This is a genomic window from Dechloromonas denitrificans (genome assembly GCF_020510685.1).
GTDB lineage: Bacteria > Pseudomonadota > Gammaproteobacteria > Burkholderiales > Rhodocyclaceae > Azonexus > Azonexus denitrificans_A.
Window position 1 is genome coordinate 4089589 of the sequence record NZ_CP075185.1, and the last position, 20339, is coordinate 4109927.

Annotated in this window: 19 protein-coding genes; 7 read left to right on the forward strand and 12 right to left on the reverse strand. The window is 64.1% G+C overall.

The features are described from left to right. The first annotated feature begins 73 nt into the window (after positions 1 to 73). On the forward strand, positions 74 to 580 hold the full coding sequence (locus KI611_RS19480; protein WP_226417304.1) for a response regulator: 507 nt from the start codon (positions 74 to 76) through the stop codon (positions 578 to 580). Positions 581 to 586: 6 nt separating this feature from the next. On the opposite strand, the gene KI611_RS19485 is transcribed toward KI611_RS19480, so the two are convergent. Beyond that, complete coding sequence (locus KI611_RS19485; protein ID WP_226417305.1) at positions 587 to 1363, reverse strand: LytR/AlgR family response regulator transcription factor; 777 nt, start codon at positions 1361 to 1363, stop codon at positions 587 to 589. Beyond that, positions 1342 to 2355, reverse strand: a complete 1014-nt coding sequence (locus KI611_RS19490; RefSeq protein WP_226417306.1) for a sensor histidine kinase — start codon at positions 2353 to 2355, stop codon at positions 1342 to 1344. Before KI611_RS19490 ends, KI611_RS19485 begins: the two co-directional genes overlap by 22 nt. 58 nt (positions 2356 to 2413) lie before the next feature. On the opposite strand from KI611_RS19490, the gene argH reads away from it, so the two are divergent. The 3 genes from argH (at position 2414) to KI611_RS19505 (ending at position 5621) form a co-directional block, all read left to right on the forward strand. Further along, positions 2414 to 3799: an argininosuccinate lyase gene (argH, locus tag KI611_RS19495; protein WP_226417307.1), complete on the forward strand. Its 1386-nt coding sequence runs from the start codon at positions 2414 to 2416 to the stop codon at positions 3797 to 3799. A 30-nt stretch (positions 3800 to 3829) separates the two neighbouring features. Beyond that, positions 3830 to 5110: a serine/threonine-protein kinase gene (locus KI611_RS19500; RefSeq protein ID WP_226417308.1), complete on the forward strand. Its 1281-nt coding sequence runs from the start codon at positions 3830 to 3832 to the stop codon at positions 5108 to 5110. Between the two features lie 133 nt (positions 5111 to 5243). Next, the gene (locus KI611_RS19505) at positions 5244 to 5621 is read left to right on the forward strand and encodes an OsmC family protein (RefSeq protein ID WP_226417309.1); all 378 of its coding nucleotides are present in this window, start codon (positions 5244 to 5246) and stop codon (positions 5619 to 5621) included. A gap of 64 nt (positions 5622 to 5685) precedes the next feature. On the opposite strand, the gene grxD is transcribed toward KI611_RS19505, so the two are convergent. From grxD to prfA, 3 genes are read right to left on the reverse strand one after another with little or no spacing between them, the layout of a single operon-like run. Beyond that, on the reverse strand, positions 5686 to 6009 hold the full coding sequence (grxD, locus tag KI611_RS19510; RefSeq protein ID WP_226417310.1) for a Grx4 family monothiol glutaredoxin: 324 nt from the start codon (positions 6007 to 6009) through the stop codon (positions 5686 to 5688). A 12-nt stretch (positions 6010 to 6021) separates the two neighbouring features. After that, positions 6022 to 6834: a peptide chain release factor N(5)-glutamine methyltransferase gene (gene prmC / locus KI611_RS19515; protein ID WP_226417311.1), complete on the reverse strand. Its 813-nt coding sequence runs from the start codon at positions 6832 to 6834 to the stop codon at positions 6022 to 6024. 2 nt (positions 6835 to 6836) lie between these two features. Continuing rightward, on the reverse strand, positions 6837 to 7919 hold the full coding sequence (gene prfA / locus KI611_RS19520) for a peptide chain release factor 1 (RefSeq protein ID WP_226417312.1): 1083 nt from the start codon (positions 7917 to 7919) through the stop codon (positions 6837 to 6839). 133 nt (positions 7920 to 8052) lie between these two features. On the opposite strand from prfA, the gene KI611_RS19525 reads away from it, so the two are divergent. Beyond that, a complete protein-coding gene (locus tag KI611_RS19525; protein ID WP_226417313.1) occupies positions 8053 to 9723 on the forward strand; it encodes a diguanylate cyclase in 1671 nt (556 codons plus the stop codon). Here the strand turns inward: KI611_RS19525 and hemA are convergent. From hemA to KI611_RS19550, 5 genes are all read right to left on the reverse strand, one after another. After that, positions 9676 to 10926 carry a glutamyl-tRNA reductase gene (hemA, locus tag KI611_RS19530; RefSeq protein WP_226417314.1) on the reverse strand — a complete coding sequence of 417 codons (1251 nt, stop codon included), beginning with the start codon at positions 10924 to 10926 and terminating at the stop codon, positions 9676 to 9678. The two genes, KI611_RS19525 and hemA, sit on opposite strands and share 48 nt — an antisense overlap. A gap of 72 nt (positions 10927 to 10998) precedes the next feature. Then, positions 10999 to 12066 carry a sulfate/molybdate ABC transporter ATP-binding protein gene (locus KI611_RS19535; RefSeq protein ID WP_226417315.1) on the reverse strand — a complete coding sequence of 356 codons (1068 nt, stop codon included), beginning with the start codon at positions 12064 to 12066 and terminating at the stop codon, positions 10999 to 11001. After that, a complete protein-coding gene (gene cysW / locus KI611_RS19540) occupies positions 12066 to 12929 on the reverse strand; it encodes a sulfate ABC transporter permease subunit CysW (RefSeq protein ID WP_226417316.1) in 864 nt (287 codons plus the stop codon). Before cysW ends, KI611_RS19535 begins: the two co-directional genes overlap by 1 nt. After that, entirely contained in the window at positions 12926 to 13801 is an 876-nt protein-coding gene (gene cysT, locus KI611_RS19545; protein ID WP_226417317.1) for a sulfate ABC transporter permease subunit CysT, read from the reverse strand. Before cysT ends, cysW begins: the two co-directional genes overlap by 4 nt. Beyond that, positions 13802 to 14800, reverse strand: a complete 999-nt coding sequence (locus KI611_RS19550; RefSeq protein ID WP_226417318.1) for a sulfate ABC transporter substrate-binding protein — start codon at positions 14798 to 14800, stop codon at positions 13802 to 13804. Positions 14801 to 14991: 191 nt separating this feature from the next. Here KI611_RS19550 and KI611_RS19555 point away from each other — a divergent pair, with 191 nt between their 5' ends. Both KI611_RS19555 and KI611_RS19560 read left to right on the forward strand, forming a co-directional pair. After that, the gene (locus KI611_RS19555; RefSeq protein ID WP_226417319.1) at positions 14992 to 15579 is read left to right on the forward strand and encodes an OmpA family protein; all 588 of its coding nucleotides are present in this window, start codon (positions 14992 to 14994) and stop codon (positions 15577 to 15579) included. 178 nt (positions 15580 to 15757) lie between these two features. After that, positions 15758 to 16141 carry a hypothetical protein gene (locus tag KI611_RS19560; RefSeq protein ID WP_226417320.1) on the forward strand — a complete coding sequence of 128 codons (384 nt, stop codon included), beginning with the start codon at positions 15758 to 15760 and terminating at the stop codon, positions 16139 to 16141. On the opposite strand, the gene KI611_RS19565 is transcribed toward KI611_RS19560, so the two are convergent. Beyond that, the gene (locus KI611_RS19565) at positions 16138 to 19203 is read right to left on the reverse strand and encodes an efflux RND transporter permease subunit (RefSeq protein ID WP_413463983.1); all 3066 of its coding nucleotides are present in this window, start codon (positions 19201 to 19203) and stop codon (positions 16138 to 16140) included. The genes KI611_RS19560 and KI611_RS19565 overlap by 4 nt on opposite strands. Further along, complete coding sequence (locus tag KI611_RS19570; protein ID WP_226417321.1) at positions 19200 to 20330, reverse strand: efflux RND transporter periplasmic adaptor subunit; 1131 nt, start codon at positions 20328 to 20330, stop codon at positions 19200 to 19202. The genes KI611_RS19565 and KI611_RS19570 overlap by 4 nt, the downstream gene beginning before the upstream one ends. Between the last annotated feature and the right edge of the window lie 9 nt (positions 20331 to 20339).

Here is a 20339-nt window from a genome sequence, read left to right on the forward strand (position 1 = left end):
GGCAACATGGCAGTCGATTGAAGAGGTGGTCGTGGGAATACTTGAACAACTGAAGGCCCTGCTTGGACGCAATATGCCGGCCTCTACCGCCGCGCCGTCCGAACAGGCCGCCGCCGAACGGCGCCGCCGGCAACGGGTCGATGCTCGCGAAGGCACCCGCGTTCTGATCATCGATGACTCGAAGACGATCGTCACGGTGCTCAAGAAATTCCTCCGTTCAGCCGGCTACGAAACGCTCGAAGCACTCGATGCCGAAACCGGTCTGGTGCTGCTGCAGGAGCATCAGCCGGAACTGATCTTTCTCGACATCATGCTGCCCGGCATGAACGGCTTCGCCGCTCTGCGCGCCATCCGCCGCGATCCGCGGACACGCGACACGCCGGTCATCATGATGAGCGGCAACGAACAAGCCATGGAGCAGTTCTTCGGAGCGCGCATCGGGGCCGACGATTTCATGAAGAAGCCGTTCTCGCGCCATGAGGTTTTTTTCCGCATCGAACGCTTGCTCGACGACCAACTCGTGCCGCGTCGTGCCGTTCGCCCCAGCGAGCCGCCACCGGTGGTGGCCGCCGGTTGCTGAAGCACTTCAGTTAACCACCAGCGCCTTGGCCGCCGCCCACTGCCGCCGACTGACCGGCAGTTTCTCGGGCAGGCCGCGCAGCAGCGCCCAGCCGTAGGCATCGGCGTCGTCATCGACGGCTTTCTCGAAACCGGCCAACGCCGATTTACCGACCAGCACGGCCCGATGCAAGCGGATAAAGCGCTCGGCGAATTCGTTTTCGAGATGGGTCAAAGCCTCGTCGAGCAGATATTCGCGCTCGACGGTACGGGCGGTGACGTATTTCAGATCCGCCTTGAAGTAGAGCACCTCGGCCACCGGTACCAGCAACAGCCGGCCGCGCTCATGGCAGGACAGATGCGTCCGGCCGCCGCCGCGCACGGCGCGGCCGATGCCGGCCAGCAGTTCGGGAGCGGGGCGCGGGGCGCCCCGGGCTTTCTGCAGGGCGGTCAGCAAGCGCTGGGTCCGCACCGGCTTGAGCAGGTAATCGACGGCATTGAGATCGAAAGCCTGGACCGCGTAATTGTCGTAGGCCGTCGTGAAGATGACCGCCGGCGGATGCTCGAAGGCCCCGAGGTGGCCGGCCAGTTCGATGCCGTCCATGGCCGGCATGCGGATATCGGCCAGCACGACATCGACCGCCTGCTCGCGCAGGAAGGCCAGAGCAGCCAGGCCATTACCCGCTTCGCCGACGACTTCGCTCGGCAACTGCAGGGCGATATCGCCGAGCAGCGTGCGCAGGCGTTGGCGGGCCAGCGGCTCGTCATCGACCAACAGTATTTTCAGCGGGCGGTCTTGGGACATGGCAGGGCGATCCGAACCTCGTAAGTTTTCTCGCCGGCAACAATCTCCAGCCGGGCCTCCAGATCGTAATACAAGGCCAGCCGTTCGCGAATATTGGCGACGGCAATCTGGTTGCCGGCGGCATGCTGAACCTGACCGGTAGTCGGGTTGGCGATGGCGATGTGCAGTTCGTCGCCCTGCTGGTCTATCGAAATGCGCACGACGCCACCTTCGGCAGCCGGTTCGATACCGTGATAGACGGCATTTTCCAGCAGCGGCTGCAGCATCAGCGGCGGGATCGGCAGGTTCAGCGCAACCTCGCCAACCTGCCAGTCGACCACCAGGCGATCGCCCAGCCGCAACTTTTCCAGCGCCAGATACTGCTTGCCGAGGGCGATCTCGTCGGCCAGGCTGACCAGTTCGCCCGGATCGCGCATCGCGGCGCGAAACAGGTCGGACAGCGACTCGAGCGCCTCCTCGGCCTGCTGCGGCCGGGCCCGGATCAGCGACAGGACGGCATTCAGCGAATTGAACAGGAAATGCGGCCGGATGCGGGCATTCAAGGCCGCCAGCCGGGCTTCGGCCTGGGCCGGCGAAAAAGCCGCGGCGCGCAACTCGAAATAACCGAGCAGCAGACCGGCCGCCGCCACCGCCAGCAAGGCCGCCCGCCAGGCACTGCCGCCCTCGGCGGCGAGCAGCGATTGCCAGTAGCCGTAGAGGGCGAACGCCAAGGCCCCGGCGAGCAGCAGCACGCCCCCCTGGCCGAGCCGCAACGGCAGACGCCACAAGACGTCGCGCAAGATGGACAGGAGGCCTAGAGAGATCAGCAGGCACGGCTCGACGACCGCCGCCAGTTCGACGTAGGCACTCGGCCAGCCGCCCAGATCGGGCGCCAGAACGAGCGCCGCGAGCAGCGCCATGGCATTGACGCCGAGCAGCACGCGCAGCATCACGCCAAAATTACGCCAGTCGGGCAGCGGATGTGTCGCGGGAAAGTGCCGTATACTTGTCATTCTTCGTGCGAGTTTTCGTTCAATTCTTCGCTTAACTGCCCCATTCTAGACCAGAGTCATGACTTCCAACGCCACGCAATACACTTGGGCCGGCCGTTTCTCCGAGCCGGTTTCCGATCTCGTCAAACGCTATACCGCTTCGGTCGATTTCGACCAGCGGATGTGGCGCCAGGACATTCGCGGCTCGCTGGCCCACGCCAAGATGCTGGCCAGGCAGGGCATCATCAGCGCCGCCGACCATGCCGATATCGTCAGCGGCATGGAAACGGTGCAGCGCGAGATCGAAGCCGGCCATTTCGAATGGTCGCTCGATCTCGAAGATGTGCACCTCAATATCGAAAAGCGCCTGACCGCGCTGGTCGGCGATGCCGGCAAGCGGCTGCACACCGGGCGCTCGCGCAACGACCAGGTAGCGACCGACATCCGCCTCTACCTGCGCGACGCGATCGACGACATCCTGGTGCTGATCAAGGCTTTCCGCTCGGCACTGGTCGATCTGGCCGAACAGGAAGCGGCGACGCCGATGCCCGGCTTCACGCACATGCAGGTCGCCCAGCCGGTGACTTTCGGTCATCACGTGCTGGCTTATTTCGAAATGTTCGGGCGCGATGCCGAGCGCTTCGTCGATGCCCGCAAGCGCACCAACCGCCTGCCGCTCGGCGCCGCCGCGCTGGCCGGCACGACCTACCCGATCGACCGCGAATTCGTCGCCGCCGAACTGGGCTTCGAGGGCGTCTGCGAAAACTCGCTGGATGCCGTCTCGGATCGCGACTTCGCCATCGAATTCACCGCCGCCTGCGCGGTCCTGATGATGCACATCAGTCGCCTGTCGGAAGAACTGGTGCTGTGGATGAGCCCGCGTGTCGGCTTCATCCAGATTGCCGACCGCTTCTGCACCGGCTCCTCAATCATGCCGCAGAAGAAGAACCCGGACGTGCCGGAACTGGCGCGCGGCAAGACCGGCCGCGTCTACGGCCAGCTGATCAGCCTGCTGACCCTGATGAAATCGCAGCCGCTGGCCTACAACAAGGACAATCAGGAAGACAAGGAACCGCTGTTCGACGCCGTCGACACCGTCACCGATACGCTGCGCATCTTCGCCGACATGGCCGGTGGCATCACCGTCCGGGCCGAGAACATGCAGGCCGCGCTGACCCAGGGGTTCGCCACGGCCACCGACCTTGCCGACTACCTGGTCAAGAAGGGCCTGCCCTTCCGCGACGCGCACGAAGCGGTCGGCCACGCCGTCAAGGCCGCCGAGCAGAAAGGCGTCGATCTGCCGCAGCTGACGCTCGACGAGTTGCGCGCCTTCTGCCCGCAGGTCGAATCCGACGTCTTCGCCGTGCTCACCGTCGAAGGCTCGCTGGCCTCGCGCAACCACATCGGCGGCACCGCACCGGAGCAGGTCCGGGCCGCCATCGCCCGGGCCCGCAAGCGCCTGTAATGCCATAAAAGCAAAGGCTGGCACCAGGCGATGATCAGAAAGCTCGGCAAATACGAGCTTTTCAAGAAGCTTGGCGAAGGGGCGAGCAGCACCGTCTATCTCGGTCGCGACCCTTTCGCCCAGCGTGACGTGGCGATCAAGGTGGCGACGCCGGAAATCCTGAGCGATGCCAATAAAGGCAAGCTGTACACCAACCTGTTCCTGAACGAAGCCTCGCTGGTCGGCAAATTGAAGCACCCGCACATCGTCCAGATCTACGATGCCGTGGTCGCCGAAAAGCTCTGCTACATCGTCATGGAATACGTCGCCGGCGGCACGCTCGACGAGCACGCCCGGCCCGGCCGGCTGCTCGAGGTCGACCGCGTTGTCGAACTGATCTTCAAATGCAGCCGGGCGCTCGATTTCGCGCATCGGCAGGGGATCACGCACCGCGACATCAAGCCGGCCAATATCCTGCTGAGCGGCGAGTCGGGCATCAAGATTACCGATTTCGGCGCCGCCATCACCAATGGCCACAATGAGCGCACCCAGGTCTCGGGCATCGGCTCGCCGGCCTATATGTCGCCGGAACAGATACTGGAATTGCCACTCGACCATCGAACCGACATCTATTCGCTCGGCGTCGTGATGTTTCAACTGCTCACCGGCCGCCTGCCGTTTGAGGCCGACAACCAGTTCAACATGGTGTACCAGATCATCCACAGCCTGGCGCCCACGCCATCGAGCCTGCGCCCCGGCCTGCCGCCGGTGCTCGACGAGATCGTCGGCCGGGCAATGACCCGCGAGCGCGACGAGCGCTACCCGAGCTGGGAGCCCTTCGCCCACGACCTGGCCCGAGCCGTGCGCAAGCGCCAGTTGCAAAAGACCACTGGCGAGTTCGCCGATACCGAAAAATTCGGCATCCTGCGCGCCCTGCCCTTCTTCGCCCATTTCAGCGATGTCGAAATCTGGGAAGTCCTGCGTTTCTCGCACTGGCAGCGCGCCACGCCGGGCAGCGTGATCATCCACGATGGCGAACCCGGCGACTTTTTCTGTTTCCTGGCCGAAGGCCAGCTCAAGGTCAGCAAGGGCGGCAAAACGCTCAATGTCTTGACCAAAGGCGACTGCTTCGGCGAAATGGCGGTGATCAGCCGACCGGCCCAATTGCGGGCGGCCGACATCACGGCGCTCAGCGCAGCCGACATCATCACGGTACGCGGCGAAGCACTGCACAAGGCCTCGGAAGCCTGTCGCATGCATTTCTACCAGGGCTTTCTCGAGGTGCTGGCCGCCCGCCTGGCGCTGGCCAACCAGCGGCTGGCCACGGCCTGAATCGACCGGCTTGCGGCACGACAAGTCCGGCAGCAATTGCACGTTAGTATATTAGAGTATTAATATATACATGGGCGTCGATACCAAGAAGCCCGGCCACGATGGCAAAAAAACCAAACCCAGGACGAACCGCATGTACTCAACCGTTATCGATAACACGCCACTTATCCACGTCAGCGCCGGCAAGCACGCTGCCGATTATTCCGTAAACGGTTCGTTGATGAATCCGCTGGAAGCGTTCTACGCTTCGCTGGCTGCCTGCGCTGCCGTCTTTGCCAAGAAAGCCTGCAAGGAGCTGGGCGTAGCAGCCGAAGGCATCGAAATCAACTGCAAGCCATTCGCCGGTAGCGGCGGCCCGCTGACCCTCGGCAAGTTCAAGACCGAAGTGCGCTTCCCCGAACATTTCACCGCCGAGCAGAAGGCCAAGGTACTCGACAGCATTGCCCATTGTGCGGTCAAGGAAATCGTTGCCGAAGGCCCGACCATCGAATTCTCGGCCGCCGAAGTGTAAAAACCGGATTGCCATGAAAAAGGCCCACCGGACTGGTGGGCCTTTTTCATTTCGGCAGCGCAGATCAGGCCTGGGCGACGTCTTCCAGCAATTTCTGCATTTCGCCGGCCTGGTACATCTCTTTCATGATGTCGCAACCGCCGACGAACTCGCCCTTGACGTAGAGTTGCGGAATGGTCGGCCAGTTGGCGTATTCCTTCACGCCATTGCGGATTTCCTCATCGGCCAGCACGTTGACCGTGACGAAGTCATTGACCCCGCAGGCTTTCAGGATTTGCACGGCGGTCGCCGAAAAGCCGCATTGCGGAAAACGCGCGTCGCCTTTCATGTAGAGGACCACGGGATTGTTGGTAACGGTTTCGTGAATGCGTTGCTGCACGTCGGACATGATTTCTCCAGATTACAGGGAAGCGCCTGAAACACGGTCGATGCCGGACAGGTCGCGATGAGTGAATGTCGCTTTGAACGCGCCATCGGTTAATAAGTTCCGGCTCGCCTCGCCCTGGTCGTAACCGTGCTCGAAAAGCAGCCAGCCGCCAGCTTGCAGATGCGCCGGAGCTCCGGCGACGATGTGGCGGATACAGGACAGCCCGTCGGCCCCATCGGTCAGCGCCAGCTGCGGCTCGAACGGCAAGCCGTTGAGGGCGAGATGCGGATCACCGCCGGCGACGTAGGGCGGATTCGAAACGATCAGGTCGAAGCGTTCACCGGCCACCGGCGCAAACCAGTCACCGGCCCGGAAATCGACCGGTGCCGCCAAACGGCCGGCATTGGTACGGGCGACGGACAGTGCCTCGGGCGAGACATCGACGGCAACCAGCCGGGCCGCCGGGCATTCAAGGGCCAGCGAAATGGCGACGATACCGGACCCGGTGCCGAGATCGAGCACCCGTGGCGCTGCGAAGCCGCGCAGCTTGTCGAGCGCCAGTTCGATCAGCACTTCGGTTTCCGGCCGCGGAATCAGCACCGCCGGCGAAACCTGGAAGACGCGGCCGCGGAATTCGGCCTCACCGACCAGATAGGCCAGCGGCTCGCCGGCCCCCCGGCGCTCGACCCATGCCGCGAATTGCGCATAGGCCAGGGCAATGAGCGGCGTTTCCGGCCGCGCCAGCAGATCGGCATGGCTGCAGCCGGTGGCGTATTGCAGCAGCAGCCGGGCGTCGAGCCGGTCGATCTTCTGCCTTGCTGCAGCCAAGGCCTCGCCGAGGGTCATGCTCAGTTTTGCTCGGCCAGTTCGGCCAGCAGGTCGGCCTGGTGTTCGGCGGCCAGCGCGCCGAGCAGTTCGTCCATGTCGCCGTCCATGATCGCGGCGATCTTGTACAGCGTCAGGTTGATGCGGTGGTCGGTGATCCGGCCCTGCGGGAAGTTGTAGGTGCGGATGCGCTCGGAGCGGTCGCCGGAGCCGATCAGGCTCTTCCGGGTGCTCGAAATATGGGCCTGCTGGGCGCGTACCTGGACGTCCTTGATGCGGGCCGCCAGCACCTTCATCGCCGAGGCCTTGTTGGCATGCTGCGAGCGGCCGTCCTGGCACTCGGCGACGATGCCGGTCGGCAGGTGGGTGATGCGTACCGCCGAGTCGGTCTTGTTGATGTGCTGGCCACCGGCGCCGGAGGCGCGGAAAGTATCGATCCGGAGATCGGCCGGGTTGAGATTGACGTCCTCGACCTCATCGACTTCCGGCATGATCGCCACGGTACAAGCCGAGGTATGGATGCGGCCCTGGGTTTCGGTTTCCGGCACGCGCTGCACGCGATGCCCGCCCGACTCGAACTTGAGGCGCGAATAGGCACCGTTGCCGCCGATGCGACAAATGATTTCGCGATAGCCGCCGAGTTCCGATTCGCTGGCCGACAGCACCTCGACCTGCCAGCGCTGACGCTCGGCATAGCGTGAATACATCCGGAAGAGGTCGCCGGCGAACAGCGCCGATTCGTCGCCGCCGGTCCCGGCCCGGATTTCCAGCAGCACGCTGCGCTCGTCGTTGGGGTCTTTCGGCAGCAGCAACTTCTGCAATTCGATTTCCAGCTCGGGCAAGCGGGCCTTGGCGGCCGCCATTTCCTCCGCGGCAAAGTCGCGCATGTCGGGGTCGGCGAGCATCGCCTCGGCTTCGGCCAGATCGTTCTCGGCCTGGCGGAAAGCGGTGAACTGGATGATCACCGGCTCCAGTTCGGCGCGCTCGCGCGACAGTTTGCGGAACTGGTCCATGTCGTTGGCGGTACTGGGCGCCGAAAGCATGCGGTCGATTTCATCGAGACGGTCGACCAGCAGCTCGAGTTTTTGGCGGATGCTCGATTTCATTTCTGATGGTCGGCCGGCTAAATGGTTCAAGGGGGCGTTATGGTACCCGAGAACACCTGCCGTCGGCGATGAACGGCGTTGCCAGCAGCCGACGCATCCCGCATAATCGCCCGATTCCGGATACCCCTACGCGATGCCCCATATCTCCCATTCCGTCATTGCCCTGGCGGAAACCCTGGAACAGCACTGGACAAACTATCGCGAGTCCGGTGACTTCGACCTGTTCGTCGAATTCACCCTGCTCCTGAACGGCTTGACCGAGCAGCTCAACCGCCTGCATCTGCCGGGGCTGGTGCGCGCCTGCCAGGAACTCGAAAACACCGCGCTGGCACTGTTCGGCGACAGCTCGATGCACCCGGTGGCGATCGATCAGGCCATCGCCATCGAACGCAAACTGAGCATCATCCTGGGCGAACTGCGCCGCCACGAAACGCCGGCCGTGGCGACCCGGCGCCTGGCTGATGCGCCAAGCAACAGCGACGACCTGAGAGATTACCCGCGGCGGGTGTTGATCGTTTCCCGCGCCGCACACCCGTGGAGCGCAGCCCTGGCCGAACAACTCGCCTTTTTCGGCTTCACGCCGGAAGAGCTGCGCTGGGCCGGCCGGCCGGATAGTGCCGAAGCGCCGCTGGCCATCGTCTTCATCCCGGATCGGGAAGGCTGCATTTATCCGCCGAGCAGCGTTTCGTGCATCATGGAGTTGCGAACGCTTTTTCCGACCAGCTATTTCTACTGCCTGTCGGTGCCCTCGAATCTGGAAAGCATCGTGCTGCTCCAACGGGCCGGCGCCGACACCTGTGTGCCGGTCGGCAACAAGGTCAGCGACGTGCTGTCGCGCATTCTCGATCTGGTCCAGACGCACGAACACGAAACGCACCGCGTTCTGGTCGTCGAGGACTCCGCCACGGCCGTCGCCCATATCCGCCGTTCGCTGCCCCAGCAGGGCATCGACAGCCGCGCCATCAACGACCCGCGAACCCTGCTCGAAGCGGCCGCCGACTACCAGCCCGACGCCATCCTGATGGACATGCACATGCCGTTCTGCACCGGCGTCGAGGTGACCAGCGCGCTGCGGCAGATTCCCGAATTCCATGCCCTGCCGGTAATCTACCTGTCGAGCGAAACCGACATCGCGCTGCAGGTCGAAGCCTTGCGCCTCGGCGGCGACCAGTTCCTGACCAAGCCGGTCAATCCGATCATCCTCGCCTCGGTCGTCAAGACCAAGATCGAGCGCTACCGGGAAATGCTCCATTCCGGCCGCCATGACAGCCTGACCGGCCTGCTCAACCACTCGACCGCCAAGGGCCAGCTGGAGCGCATGCTGCAGACGGTCTCGACGGCCGGCCGGCTGGTCGTGGCGATGATCGATATCGATTTTTTCAAGTCGGTCAATGACAACTACGGTCACCCGGTCGGCGACCAGGTCATCCGCAGCCTAGCCTGGCTGCTCCGCGGCCGTTTGCGCAACACCGATCTGGTCGGCCGCTACGGCGGCGAGGAATTCATTCTGGCATTGTCCGACATCGAGACCGACCGTGCGGTCAGCCTGCTTGAGCAGATCCGTCAAGATTTTTCCAACCTGCCGCACGCCCATGCCCATGGCGCCCTGCGCGCCACCTTCAGCTGTGGCGTCGCCAGCTTGCCGGACTACCTGACGGCGGCGACCCTGATCGAGGCGGCCGACAACGCCCTGCTCGAAGCCAAGCGCACCGGCCGCAACCGGCTGGTCATGGCACCGCCGCCAGCCGCTGGCGACTCAGTCGTTGGCGTGGAGATGGAAAAGCCGGCCAACCGCCGACTGTAGTTCGAGGCGCTCCTGACCATCGGCCAGATTCAGGGCCTGGGTCGGGGCGTGCAGCAGCTTGTTGGTCAGGCGATGCGACAGTTGATCGAGCACCTTGTCGGCCGATTCGCCCTTGGCCAGCAATTTCATCGCGTGCTCGAGTTCGTGCCGGCGCATGCGCTCGGCCGAATCGCGCAGCGAACGAATGACCGGCACGGTATCCCGCGACTGCAGCCAGCCGATGAAGTCCTGCACCCGGTTGGCGATAATCGTCTCGGCCTCGACCACCGCCGCCTGACGCGACTCCAGGCCGCTCTCGACGACCAGGGCCAGATCGTCGACGGTATAGAGAAAAACGTCGTCGAGATTGCCGACATCCTCCTCGATATCGCGCGGCACGGCCAGGTCGATCATGAACATCGGCCGGTGCCGCCGGGCCTTGATCGCCCGTTCGACCAAGCCGAGGCCGATGATCGGCACCGGGCTGGCAGTGCAGGAAACGACGATATCGTTCTGCGCCAGATGCTCGCCCAGTTCGTCGAGACGGATGGCCGTGCCGTTGAAGCGCTCGGCCAGTTCCCGGCCGCGTTCCAGCGTGCGGTTGGCGATGGTCACCTGCTTCGGATGACGGGCGCAGAAATGGGTGGCACACAGCTCGATCATTTCGCCGGCGCCGATGAACAGGATGCGCTGCGTCTCGATCGATTCGAAAATCCGTTCGGCCAGATGCACGCCGGCCGCCGCCATCGACACGATATTGGCGCCGATCGCCGTCGTGCTGCGCACTTCCTTGGCGACCGAGAATGAGCGCTGGAACAGCTTGTGCAGCTGGGTGCCGAGCGTCCCGCTCTCTTCGGCGACGCGCACGGCGTCCTTCATCTGGCCGAGGATCTGCGGCTCGCCGATAACCATCGAGTCGAGGCCGCTGGCCACCCGGAAGGCATGGCGAATGGCTTCCGGCTGGTCGTGGGTATACAGATAGGGAGCGATTTCACTGCGCTCGACCTGGTGATAGCGGGCCAGCCAGTCGATCACCACGTCCGGCGTTTCGGCGGCGCAGTAAATTTCCGTGCGGTTGCAGGTGGACAGGATCGCCACCTCCTTGACCGGCTGGCTATGCACCAGATCGGCCAGCGCCTGATGCAACTTGTCGGCATTGAACGCCACCCGCTCACGGATGGCGAGGGGTGCGGAGTGATGATTGATGCCGAGGGTAAAGATCACCGGTTTGGGCTGGCGGACACGAAATGGGTGGCGATTATAGCACCCGCCCCCAAGCGCCCTCCTTGACCGGGTTCAGAACAGAAACGCCTGCTTTTCCGGCGTCGGGCACGCCACCTCGTCGGCCCCGAAGACCTTCATCTGCCGCGGCCGGAACCACACCGACTGACCGGCCGCCAGTTGCAGCGACTCGTGCCGCTCGCGCGACAGTTCGACTTCGATGATCTCGCGTTCATGCAGCAGCTCGACGCGCACCACCGGACCGATCGGATGAACATGCTGGACGGTCGCCTGCAAGCCGTCCTCGATCGGTTGATGGGTGATGTCGATATCGTGCGGGCGGACAAAGGCCGTGGTCTTTTCCGTCGCTTCGCCGCGCTCGACTTCGGCATAGGCCCCCTGGACCCGGCTATGGAAGACATTGACGTTGCCGAGGAACTGATAGACGAAGGGCGAGGCGGGGCTGGAGTACACCTCGTCCGGTGAGCCGATCTGCTCGATCTTGCCGTGATTCATCACCACCACCCGGTCGGCCACTTCCAGCGCCTCCTCCTGGTCGTGCGTGACGAAGACGCTGGAGATGTGCATGTCGTCGTGCAGGCGGCGCAGCCAGCGGCGCAGCTCCTTGCGCACCTTGGTGTCGAGCGCCCCGAACGGCTCGTCGAGCAGCAACACCTTCGGCTCGACGGCCAGCGCCCGGGCCAGCGCGATGCGCTGGCGCTGGCCGCCGGACAGTTGCGACGGATAGCGGTCGGCCAGCCAGTCGAGCTGGACCAGGCCGAGCAATTCCATCACCCGGCGCTTGATCTCGGCCTCGGCCGGCCGCTCCTTGCGCGGCTTGACGCGCAGGCCGAAGGCGACATTCTCGAATACCGTCATGTGACGGAACAGCGCGTAGTGCTGGAAGACGAAACCGACCTCGCGCTCGCGGGCGTGCAGGTGACTGGCGTCGGCCCCGGAGAACAGCACCTCGCCGCCATCGGCGCTTTCCATCCCGGCGATGATCCGGAGCAGCGTTGTCTTGCCGCAGCCGGAGGGACCGAGCAGGGCGACCAGCTCGCCAGTCGGGATGGCGAGGTTGATGTTGTCGAGCGCGACGAAATTGCCGAAGCGCTTGGAGATATTGCGGATTTCGATGCTCATCAGGTTTTCTCCGGCGCCAGGACGGTATTCAACATTTCGGTTTCCTTCTTCATCCGCCATTCGACGGTGGCCTTGGCGACCAGAGTGACCAGGGCGAGCAAGGCAAGGATGGAAGCCGCGGCGAAGGCGCCGATGGCGTTGTATTCGTTGTAGAGGATTTCGACGTGCAGCGGCAGGGTATTGGTTTCGCCGCGGATATGGCCGGAGACTACGGAGACCGCGCCGAATTCCCCCATCGCCCGGGCGTTGGAGAGGATCACGCCGTAGAGCAGGCCCCACTTGATATTGGGCAGCGTCACCCGCCAGAACATCTGCCAGCCGGAAGCGCCGAGCGACACCGCCGCCTCCTCTTCATCCTTGCCCTGTGCCTGCATCAGCGGAATCAGTTCGCGGGCGATGAACGGGAAGGTGATGAACAGCGTGGCGATGATCATGCCGGGCACGGCGAAGATGATTTTCAGATCGTGTTCCGAGAGCCAGGCGCCGAACGTGCCCTGCGCCCCGAACAGCAGGATGAAGATCAGGCCGGCGACCACCGGCGAAACGGCGAACGGCAGATCGATCAGCGTGATCAGCAGGCTCTTGCCCTTGAACTCGAACTTGGCGATGGCCCAGGCCGCCGCCACGCCGAAGGCGATGTTGAAGGGCAGCACGGCAACGGCGATGCCGACGGTCAGCCAGATCGCCGAGCGCGTCTCGGGTTCCTTCAAGGCCTCGACATAGAGCGGCACGCCCTGGGCCAGCGCCTCGACGAAAACCGCGACGAGCGGCAAGCCAAGGAAGAAAAAGAGAAAGCCGAGGCCGACCGTCAGCAGGGTATAGCGGACCCAGCCGGCCTCCTGGGCTGCCCGGTTGGTTTTCATTGGGCACCTCCGGCGGCCTTGGCCGCGGTCGCTTCGAGCGGCTCGCCATGCTTGTGCCGGTTGGCCGTCCACCACTGCAGCACATTGACGCCGAGCAGCAGCAGAAAGGAAAGGACGAGCATGACGACGGCCAGCGCCGTCGCCCCCAATACGTCGTACTGCTCGAGCTTGGAAATGATCAGCAGCGGGGTGATTTCGGAAATCATCGGCAGATTGCCGGCGATGAAGATTACCGAGCCGTACTCGCCGATGGCCCGGGCAAAGGCCAGCGCGAAGCCGGTCAGCAGGGCCGGGAAGATGGCCGGAAAGATGACCCGGGTAAAAGTCTGCCAGCGCGAGGCACCGAGCGAGGCGGCAGCCTCTTCAACCTCGGTTTCGATATCCTCGATCACCGGCTGCAACGTCCGCACGACAAACGGCAGGGTGATGAAGGTCAGCGCGAAGACGATGCCAAGCGGCGTGTACGCCACTTTCACGCCGAGCGGTTCGAGGTAGCGACCCAGCCAGCCGTTGCCGGCATACAGCGTGGCCAGCGTGATGCCGGCGACCGCCGTCGGCAGCGCGAAGGGCAGATCGACCAGGGCATCGACGAAGCGCTTGCCGGGAAAGGAATAGCGCACCAGGATCCAGGCGACGATCAGGCCGAAAAAGGCGTTGATCGCCGCCGCCGCCAGCGACGCCCCGAAAGTCACGCGAAAGGCCGCCAGCGAGCGCTCGCCGAGCGCGATATCGATGACCTGGCCGACACCGAGTTCGGACGCCTTGAGCACCATGCCGCCGAGCGGCAACAGGATCAGCAACGAGAGATAAACCAGCGTGTAGCCCAGCGCCAGACCGAAGCCGGGCAACACGCGATGCGTTGTTGTCGCCATTTACTTGCTTTGGTAGAGCTGGTCGAAGGTGCCGCCGTCCTTGAAGTGCACCGCGAAAGCCTTGGTCGCACTGCCGAACACCGCGTCGACGGTGAAGGTCTTCACCGGCGGGAAGGACTGGGCGTATTTCTTCAGGATCTCCGGATCACGCGGCCGCAGGTAGTTCTGCGCCGCATTTTCCTGACCCTCCTTCGACCACAGGTAGTCGAGATAAGCCTGCGCCTGTTTGCGCGTCCCCTTCTTGTCCACCACCTTCTCGACCAGCGCGACCGGGAACTCGGTCTGCATGGTCAGGCTCGGGTAAACAACTTCGAAGTTGCCCTTGCCGAATTCCTTGGCGATCATCTCGGCCTCCGATTCGAAGGTGATCAGCACGTCGCCCATCTGGCGCTGCATGAAGGTCGTCGTCGCGTCGCGGCCGCCGGCGGCGAACAGCGGCGCATTCTTCAGCAGCTTGCCGAGAAATTCCTGGGCGCTCTTGTCGTTGCCACCCGGCTGCTTGAGCGCCCAGGCCCAGGCCGAGAGATAGGTGTTGCGGCCGTTGCCGGTGTTTTTCGGATGCGGAATGATCATCTGCACGCCGGGCGCCGCAATATCGGCCCAATCCTTGATCGCCTTCGGATTGCCCTTGCGGACGATGAAAACCATCGTCGAGGTATAGGGTGAAGCATTGTTCGGAAATTTATGCGCCCAGTCCTTGGCCACCAGCCCCTTGTCGGCCAGAAACTCGATGTCGTTGGCCTGATTCATGGTCACCACGTCGGCCTCCAGGCCGTCGGCCACCGCCCGCACCTGCTTGGTCGAGCCGCCATGCGACTGCTTCAGCTCGAGGCTTTCGCCGGACTTGGCCTTCCAGTATTTCTGGAACAACGGGTTGTAGTCCTTGTAAACATCGCGCGCCACGTCGTACGACACATTGAGCAGCGTCGCATCGGCCAGCGCGGCGCCGGCCACCAGCGCCAGCAGCAGGCCGGAAATCGATTTGCGGAATTGGGTCATGGCTCACCTCAGTGGATATGAGGACGCAATTTAGCCGACTCGGTTATAACAACAAAGATGTTTTGTGAATTTACTTATTACAAACCGCAATAATCAGCAGACCGGCAGGAAGCCCGGCCGAGCATTCAACCCTGTTCGTCAATGCCCCAAAGAGGCTATCATTCGGGCTTCCTCACGTCGCCGAAATCAAGATGCGCACCTCCCTGCCGGTCACCCTCCTGCTGTCCACCCTGCTTGCCGCCTGTGTTTCAACCAAGGACATTCCGCCCAGCAAGCATATTCCCCAGACCGGCTCGCTCAAGGTGCATCCGGGACTGCTTGGCCAGCCGGTACCGCCGGAGCTCCAGCCGGAACCCCGGCCAGCCGGCACCAACCTGGTCAGCGCCAGCCCGGCTGCCGAGCGCGCCGAAACGCCGATCAGGATGGACGAGGCCGGCCTGCGCACCCAGCGTAGCGTTTATTTCGATTACAAGAGCGCCGACCTCAAGGCCGACTACGATCCGGCCTTGCGCGCCCATGCCCGCTACCTGGCCAGCAATCCGAACGCCCGGCTGCGCATCGAAGGCAATGCCGACGAACGCGGCAGCGCCGATTTCAACCGGCGCCTCGGTCTGAAACGGGCCGAAACCGTCCGCTCAACGCTGATCGGCCATGGCGCTCCGGAAAAGCAGGTGCTGATCAAGTCGCTCGGCGAATCGAGTCCGAAGCTGAAGGGCCATGACGAAGAATCGTGGGCCGAAAATCGCCGGGCCGACGTGATTTACGAAAAGGAACAATGAGTTCGGCCCGCTCCCGCGGGCTCGGATAGAAACAGAGGCCTCGCGAAAAATGCGGGGCCTTTGCTTTTTCGGCCGCCCGGGTTCGGCCGGCCGAGCTTCCCGGCTCAAGAGCCAGCCTCTGCGGCCGCCGGCCGCCTCACGTGCTAAGGTTCAGCAACACACACAGCAAAGGCGGCAGATGATTCGGGAGAAGGCTACGCAATCGGAAGTAGGCGATCGCGGAACGTGCATTGCATTGATTTTTGCCCTGGCGGCCGAGCGCCTGACGATTTACTACGAGCACAGCCAATGGCTGACCGAAGCCCAGGGGGCGACGCTCGCCGCCGACTGGCTGTGGCGCTCGAAACGCCAGTTGAGCCATGCCGAACGGCGCAAGCTGTCGGGCCTGAGCGATCAGCTGGCCCGCCAGATCGCCGGCACGCTGTCGCGCGAGGCCGGGCTGTATGCCGCCCACGAGATGACCGAGGCCCTCGACCCGAACTATCACTCGGAGATCGCCGAGACCTTCATGCAGGAATGCGAGCGCCTGTTCGATCAGGACGCCGCCGAACCGCCGGCTTAATGCGGCGGCAAGCCGACCTTGGCGCGCACCAGCGCGATCAGGTCGTCGACGTAGGTAAACACCACCGGGATCACCAGCAAGCTGAGGAAGGTCGACGTCACCAGGCCGCCGATCACGACGATCGCCATCGGCGCCCGGAAGCTCGGGTCGGTGCCGATGCCCAGGGCAATCGGCATCATCCCGGCGCCCATCGCCACCGTCGTCATGACGATCGGCCGGGCCCGCTTGCGGCAGGCGTCGAGCAGCGCGTGCCAACGGTCCAGACCATGCTCGCGACGGGCAAGGATGACGTAATCGATAAGCAGGATGGAGTTCTTGGTGGCGATGCCCATCAGCATGATCAGACCGATCATCGAGGGCATCGACAAGGCGGTCTGGCTGATGAACAGCGCCAGGAAAGCCCCGGGCACCGAGAGGACCAGCGCCGCCAGAATGGTCAGCGGCTGGACGAAGTCCTTGAAGAGCAGCACCAGCACGATGTAGATGCACAGCACGCCGGTCGCCATGGCCAGGGCGAAGCTCTGGAACAGCTCGCCCATCGCCTCGGCATCGCCGACCGTCGTCTGCTGCACGCCGGGTGGCAGGGTTTTCAGACTGGGCAGGGCCAGGGCCAGTTTCTCGACTTCGCCGAGCGGCTGGTTGTTCAGTTCGATCTCGAAATTGATGTTGCGCAGCCGGTCGTAGCGGTCGATCTCGGCCGGCCCGCCGGCCAGGCTCAAGGATGCGACATTGGCGATCATCACCGGGCCATGCTGGCTGGGCACCGTCAGCCGAGCCAGCAGACTCAGATCCTGACGCGCCGCCGGCGGCAATTTGACGACGATGGGCACCTGGCGCTGCGCCAGATTGAGCTTGGCCAGACTCTGGTCGTAATCCCCGGCGGTGGCGATGCGCAAGGTGTCGGCGATGACCGCCGAGGTGACGCCGAGATCGGCCATGCGGGCGAAATCGGGGCGAATGACCAGCTCCGGGCGGACCAGGCTGGCCGTCGTCGTGACGTTGCCGATACCGGGAATGCCGCGCAGCTCGCGCTCGACCAGCCGGGCATGCTCGGACAGCAGCGGGCCGTTTTCGCTGGCCAGCACCAGCACATATTTTTCGTTGGCGCCACCGAGGCCGACCTTGACCTGAACGCCGGGCAAGTCGGTGAGCATCGTCCGGAACTCGCGCTCGATGCTCTGCTTGGTCACGCCGCCGCGCTGCTGGCGCGGTGTCAGATTGATCGTCAGCGTCGCCTTGCGCACCTCGGAGGCGCCGCGCGGGGCAAACGGATCGCTGCCGGCCGCGCCGCCGCCAATCGCCGTGTAAACCATTTTGACATGCGAATTTTTTTCGACGATCAGCCGGGCCTTCTCGGCGACGGCAAAGGTTTCCTGGAAGGTACTGCCCGGCGCCAGCGACAGGTAGACCTGGGTCTGCGAGAGATCGTCCGGCGGCATGAAGCCGGTCGGCAGAAACGGCACCAGCGCGAACGAGCCGAGGAAAAAAGCCGCCGCCGCCAGCATCGTCAACACCCGGTGCCGCATGCACTTGCCCACCCAGCCGACGTACATCGTCATCCAGCGCGGCTCCGGGTGGTCGCGGCGGGGCGGTTTGAGAATGTAGGCGGCCATCATCGGCGTCAGCATGCGGGCGACGACCAATGAGAAGAAAACCGCGATGGCGGCGGTCCACCCGAACTGGATGAAGAATTTTCCGGCCACCCCGCTCATGAAAGCGGTCGGCAGGAAGACGGCGATCAGCGTAAAGGTCGTCGCGATCACCGCCAGGCCGATTTCGTCGGCCGCTTCCATCGCCGCCTGGTAGGGCGTCTTGCCCATGCGCAGGTGGCGCATGATGTTCTCGATTTCGACGATGGCGTCATCGACCAGAATGCCGACGACCAGCGACATCGAGAGCAGCGTCACGACGTTGAGCGTAAAGCCCATCAGATACATCACGGCAAAGGCCGGGATGATCGACAACGGCAAGGCGGTGGCCGAAACCAGCGTCGCCCGCCAGTCGCGCAGGAAGAGCCAGACGACGATGACGGCAAGAATGGCGCCTTCGATCAGCAGCGCCATCGAGCCGTCGAAATTTTCCTCGACCGGATCGACGAAATTGAAGGCTTCGGTGACGGTGATATCCGGGTGATCGGCTTGCAGTTTTTGCAGTGTGGCGCGCACGCCCTCGGCGACCTCGACTTCGCCCGCCCCGCGACTGCGCGTAATTTCAAAACCGACCACCGGCTTGCCGTTGAGCAATGCCGCCGAGCGTTGCTCGGCCACCGTGTCGCTGACCGTCGCCAGCTGATCGAGGCGGATCGTCCGGCCGTCCGAGAGGACCATGTCCAGCGCTCCCAGTTCGGCCGCCGAGTTGACGGTGGCGATGGTGCGCACCGACTGCTCGATACCGCCGACATCGGCCCGGCCGCCCGAGGCTTCCTGCTGGATCCGGCGCAATTGCCGCGAAATATCGGCGGCCGTCGCGTTCAAGGCCAGCAGACGGGCCGGATCAAGCGCGATATGCACTTCGCGCGTCACCCCGCCGACCCGCGCCACGGCGCCGACGCCACGCACGCTGAGCATGGCCTTGCTGACCGTGTTGTCGACGAACCACGACAGCCCCTCGTCGTCCATCCGGCTCGACGCCACCGTATAGGTCAGGATCGGCGCACCGGCGACGTTTATCTTGCTGATTACCGGGTCCTTGAGGTCGCCCGGCAGGTCGGAACGAATCCGCGACACCGCATCGCGGACGTCGTCGACCGCTTCCTGGGTCGGCTTCTCGAGGCGGAATTCGATGGTGACGATGGCCGTGCCATCCTGCACCTTGGTATAGATATGCTTGATGCCCTGCAGGGTGGCGACCGAATTTTCGATCTTGCGCGCCACCTCGGTTTCCATCTGGGCCGGCGCGGCACCGGGCAGCGAGGCGGTGACGGTGACCATCGGCAGATCGATATCCATGAACTGCTGGATCTTCATGCCCTTGAAGGCCAGCAAACCGGCCAGCGTGAGCAGCAGGAAAAAGAGAATGGCCGGGGTCGGATTGCGGATCGACCAGGAGGAAACGTTGATCACGGCTTGCTGCCTTCGACAACCTTCACGACATCGCCATCGGCCAGGAAGCCGGCACCATTCTCGACCACCCGGGCGTCCGCTGCCAGCCCGGAAACGATCTCGACGCGCTCGCCGAGACGCCGGCCGAGCGTGACCTTGGCCTGGGCGACGCGATCGGCGCCGTCCAGCCGGAAAGCGTAGGCGAAGCCCTCGCGCAGGACCACCGCCGTTTGCGGCAGAGTCAGCGCCGGGCGTTGCGCCAGCTGGAATTCGCCGCGTGCGAACATGCCGGCGCGGACGGCGTCGGTAGCCGGCAAATCGACATAGACCAGCCCGTTACGGGTCTGCGGATCGACGCTCGGTGCAACGACCCGCACGCTACCGCGCACCGTTCCGCCATTCGGGCTGATCAGGACCGCGGCCAGGCCGGGCTTGAGGTAGACCAGGTCGGTCGACGGGACTTCGGCCCGCCATTCCAGCCGGCCGCCGCGGATCAGCCGGAACAGTTCCTGCCCGGATTGGGTCAGCGAACCGACGGTCGCGCTGCGCGCCGAGATCACGCCGGCATCCGGAGCCAGCACGTTGGTCTTGCTCATTTTCACTTCGGCCGCCTGCTGCCGGGCACGCGCCGCGGCCAGCCGGGCGGCGGCGGTATGCTGGGCCGTCTGGAACTGGGTATTGAGTTGCGAGCTGTAGAAACCCTTGGCCTTCAGCTCCGTGGCCCGCTCGGCATTGCCCTTCGCTTCCATCGCACTGGCCTGGGTTTCGGCCACGCTGGCCTGGGCTTCGGCGAGTTCGCTGGCCACCGTGTCGCTGGCGATGCGCGCCAGGGCCTGGCCTTTGCGAACCTGATCGCCGACCTGGACGAGCACTTCGGTGATCCGGTAATTGCTGATTTCCGGCCCGATCACCGCCTCCTGCCAGGCCACGACATTGCCATTGGCCGGCAGCACTTGCGGCCAGTCTTCGGCCTGCAGCGAGATCAAACTGACCGTCAGCGCCGGCTTGGCGGCTGGCGCAACCGTCGCTGCCGGCTTTTTCGCGGCCGGGCCGGCAAAGAAAAGGGCGCCGGCTGCCAGCACGGCAACCAGCACCAGCCCGACGCGGGTCTGCCGCTTGGCAAGCGGCCCCGAAGAAAAGAGTTTCATGCAAAAACC

What these genes read in the sequence shown, in the direction of transcription:
- KI611_RS19480 (WP_226417304.1), top strand. Translation starts at nt 74, where the DNA reads ATGCCGGCCTCTACCGCCGCGCCGTCCGAACAGGCCGCCGCCGAACGG.
- KI611_RS19485 (WP_226417305.1), bottom strand. Translation starts at nt 1,363, where the DNA reads ATGTCCCAAGACCGCCCGCTGAAAATACTGTTGGTCGATGACGAGCCG.
- KI611_RS19490 (WP_226417306.1), bottom strand. Translation starts at nt 2,355, where the DNA reads ATGACAAGTATACGGCACTTTCCCGCGACACATCCGCTGCCCGACTGG.
- argH (WP_226417307.1), top strand. Translation starts at nt 2,414, where the DNA reads ATGACTTCCAACGCCACGCAATACACTTGGGCCGGCCGTTTCTCCGAG.
- KI611_RS19500 (WP_226417308.1), top strand. Translation starts at nt 3,830, where the DNA reads ATGATCAGAAAGCTCGGCAAATACGAGCTTTTCAAGAAGCTTGGCGAA.
- KI611_RS19505 (WP_226417309.1), top strand. Translation starts at nt 5,244, where the DNA reads ATGTACTCAACCGTTATCGATAACACGCCACTTATCCACGTCAGCGCC.
- grxD (WP_226417310.1), bottom strand. Translation starts at nt 6,009, where the DNA reads ATGTCCGACGTGCAGCAACGCATTCACGAAACCGTTACCAACAATCCC.
- prmC (WP_226417311.1), bottom strand. Translation starts at nt 6,834, where the DNA reads ATGACCCTCGGCGAGGCCTTGGCTGCAGCAAGGCAGAAGATCGACCGG.
- prfA (WP_226417312.1), bottom strand. Translation starts at nt 7,919, where the DNA reads ATGAAATCGAGCATCCGCCAAAAACTCGAGCTGCTGGTCGACCGTCTC.
- KI611_RS19525 (WP_226417313.1), top strand. Translation starts at nt 8,053, where the DNA reads ATGCCCCATATCTCCCATTCCGTCATTGCCCTGGCGGAAACCCTGGAA.
- KI611_RS19535 (WP_226417315.1), bottom strand. Translation starts at nt 12,066, where the DNA reads ATGAGCATCGAAATCCGCAATATCTCCAAGCGCTTCGGCAATTTCGTC.
- cysW (WP_226417316.1), bottom strand. Translation starts at nt 12,929, where the DNA reads ATGAAAACCAACCGGGCAGCCCAGGAGGCCGGCTGGGTCCGCTATACC.
- cysT (WP_226417317.1), bottom strand. Translation starts at nt 13,801, where the DNA reads ATGGCGACAACAACGCATCGCGTGTTGCCCGGCTTCGGTCTGGCGCTG.
- KI611_RS19550 (WP_226417318.1), bottom strand. Translation starts at nt 14,800, where the DNA reads ATGACCCAATTCCGCAAATCGATTTCCGGCCTGCTGCTGGCGCTGGTG.
- KI611_RS19555 (WP_226417319.1), top strand. Translation starts at nt 14,992, where the DNA reads ATGCGCACCTCCCTGCCGGTCACCCTCCTGCTGTCCACCCTGCTTGCC.
- KI611_RS19560 (WP_226417320.1), top strand. Translation starts at nt 15,758, where the DNA reads ATGATTCGGGAGAAGGCTACGCAATCGGAAGTAGGCGATCGCGGAACG.
- KI611_RS19570 (WP_226417321.1), bottom strand. Translation starts at nt 20,330, where the DNA reads ATGAAACTCTTTTCTTCGGGGCCGCTTGCCAAGCGGCAGACCCGCGTC.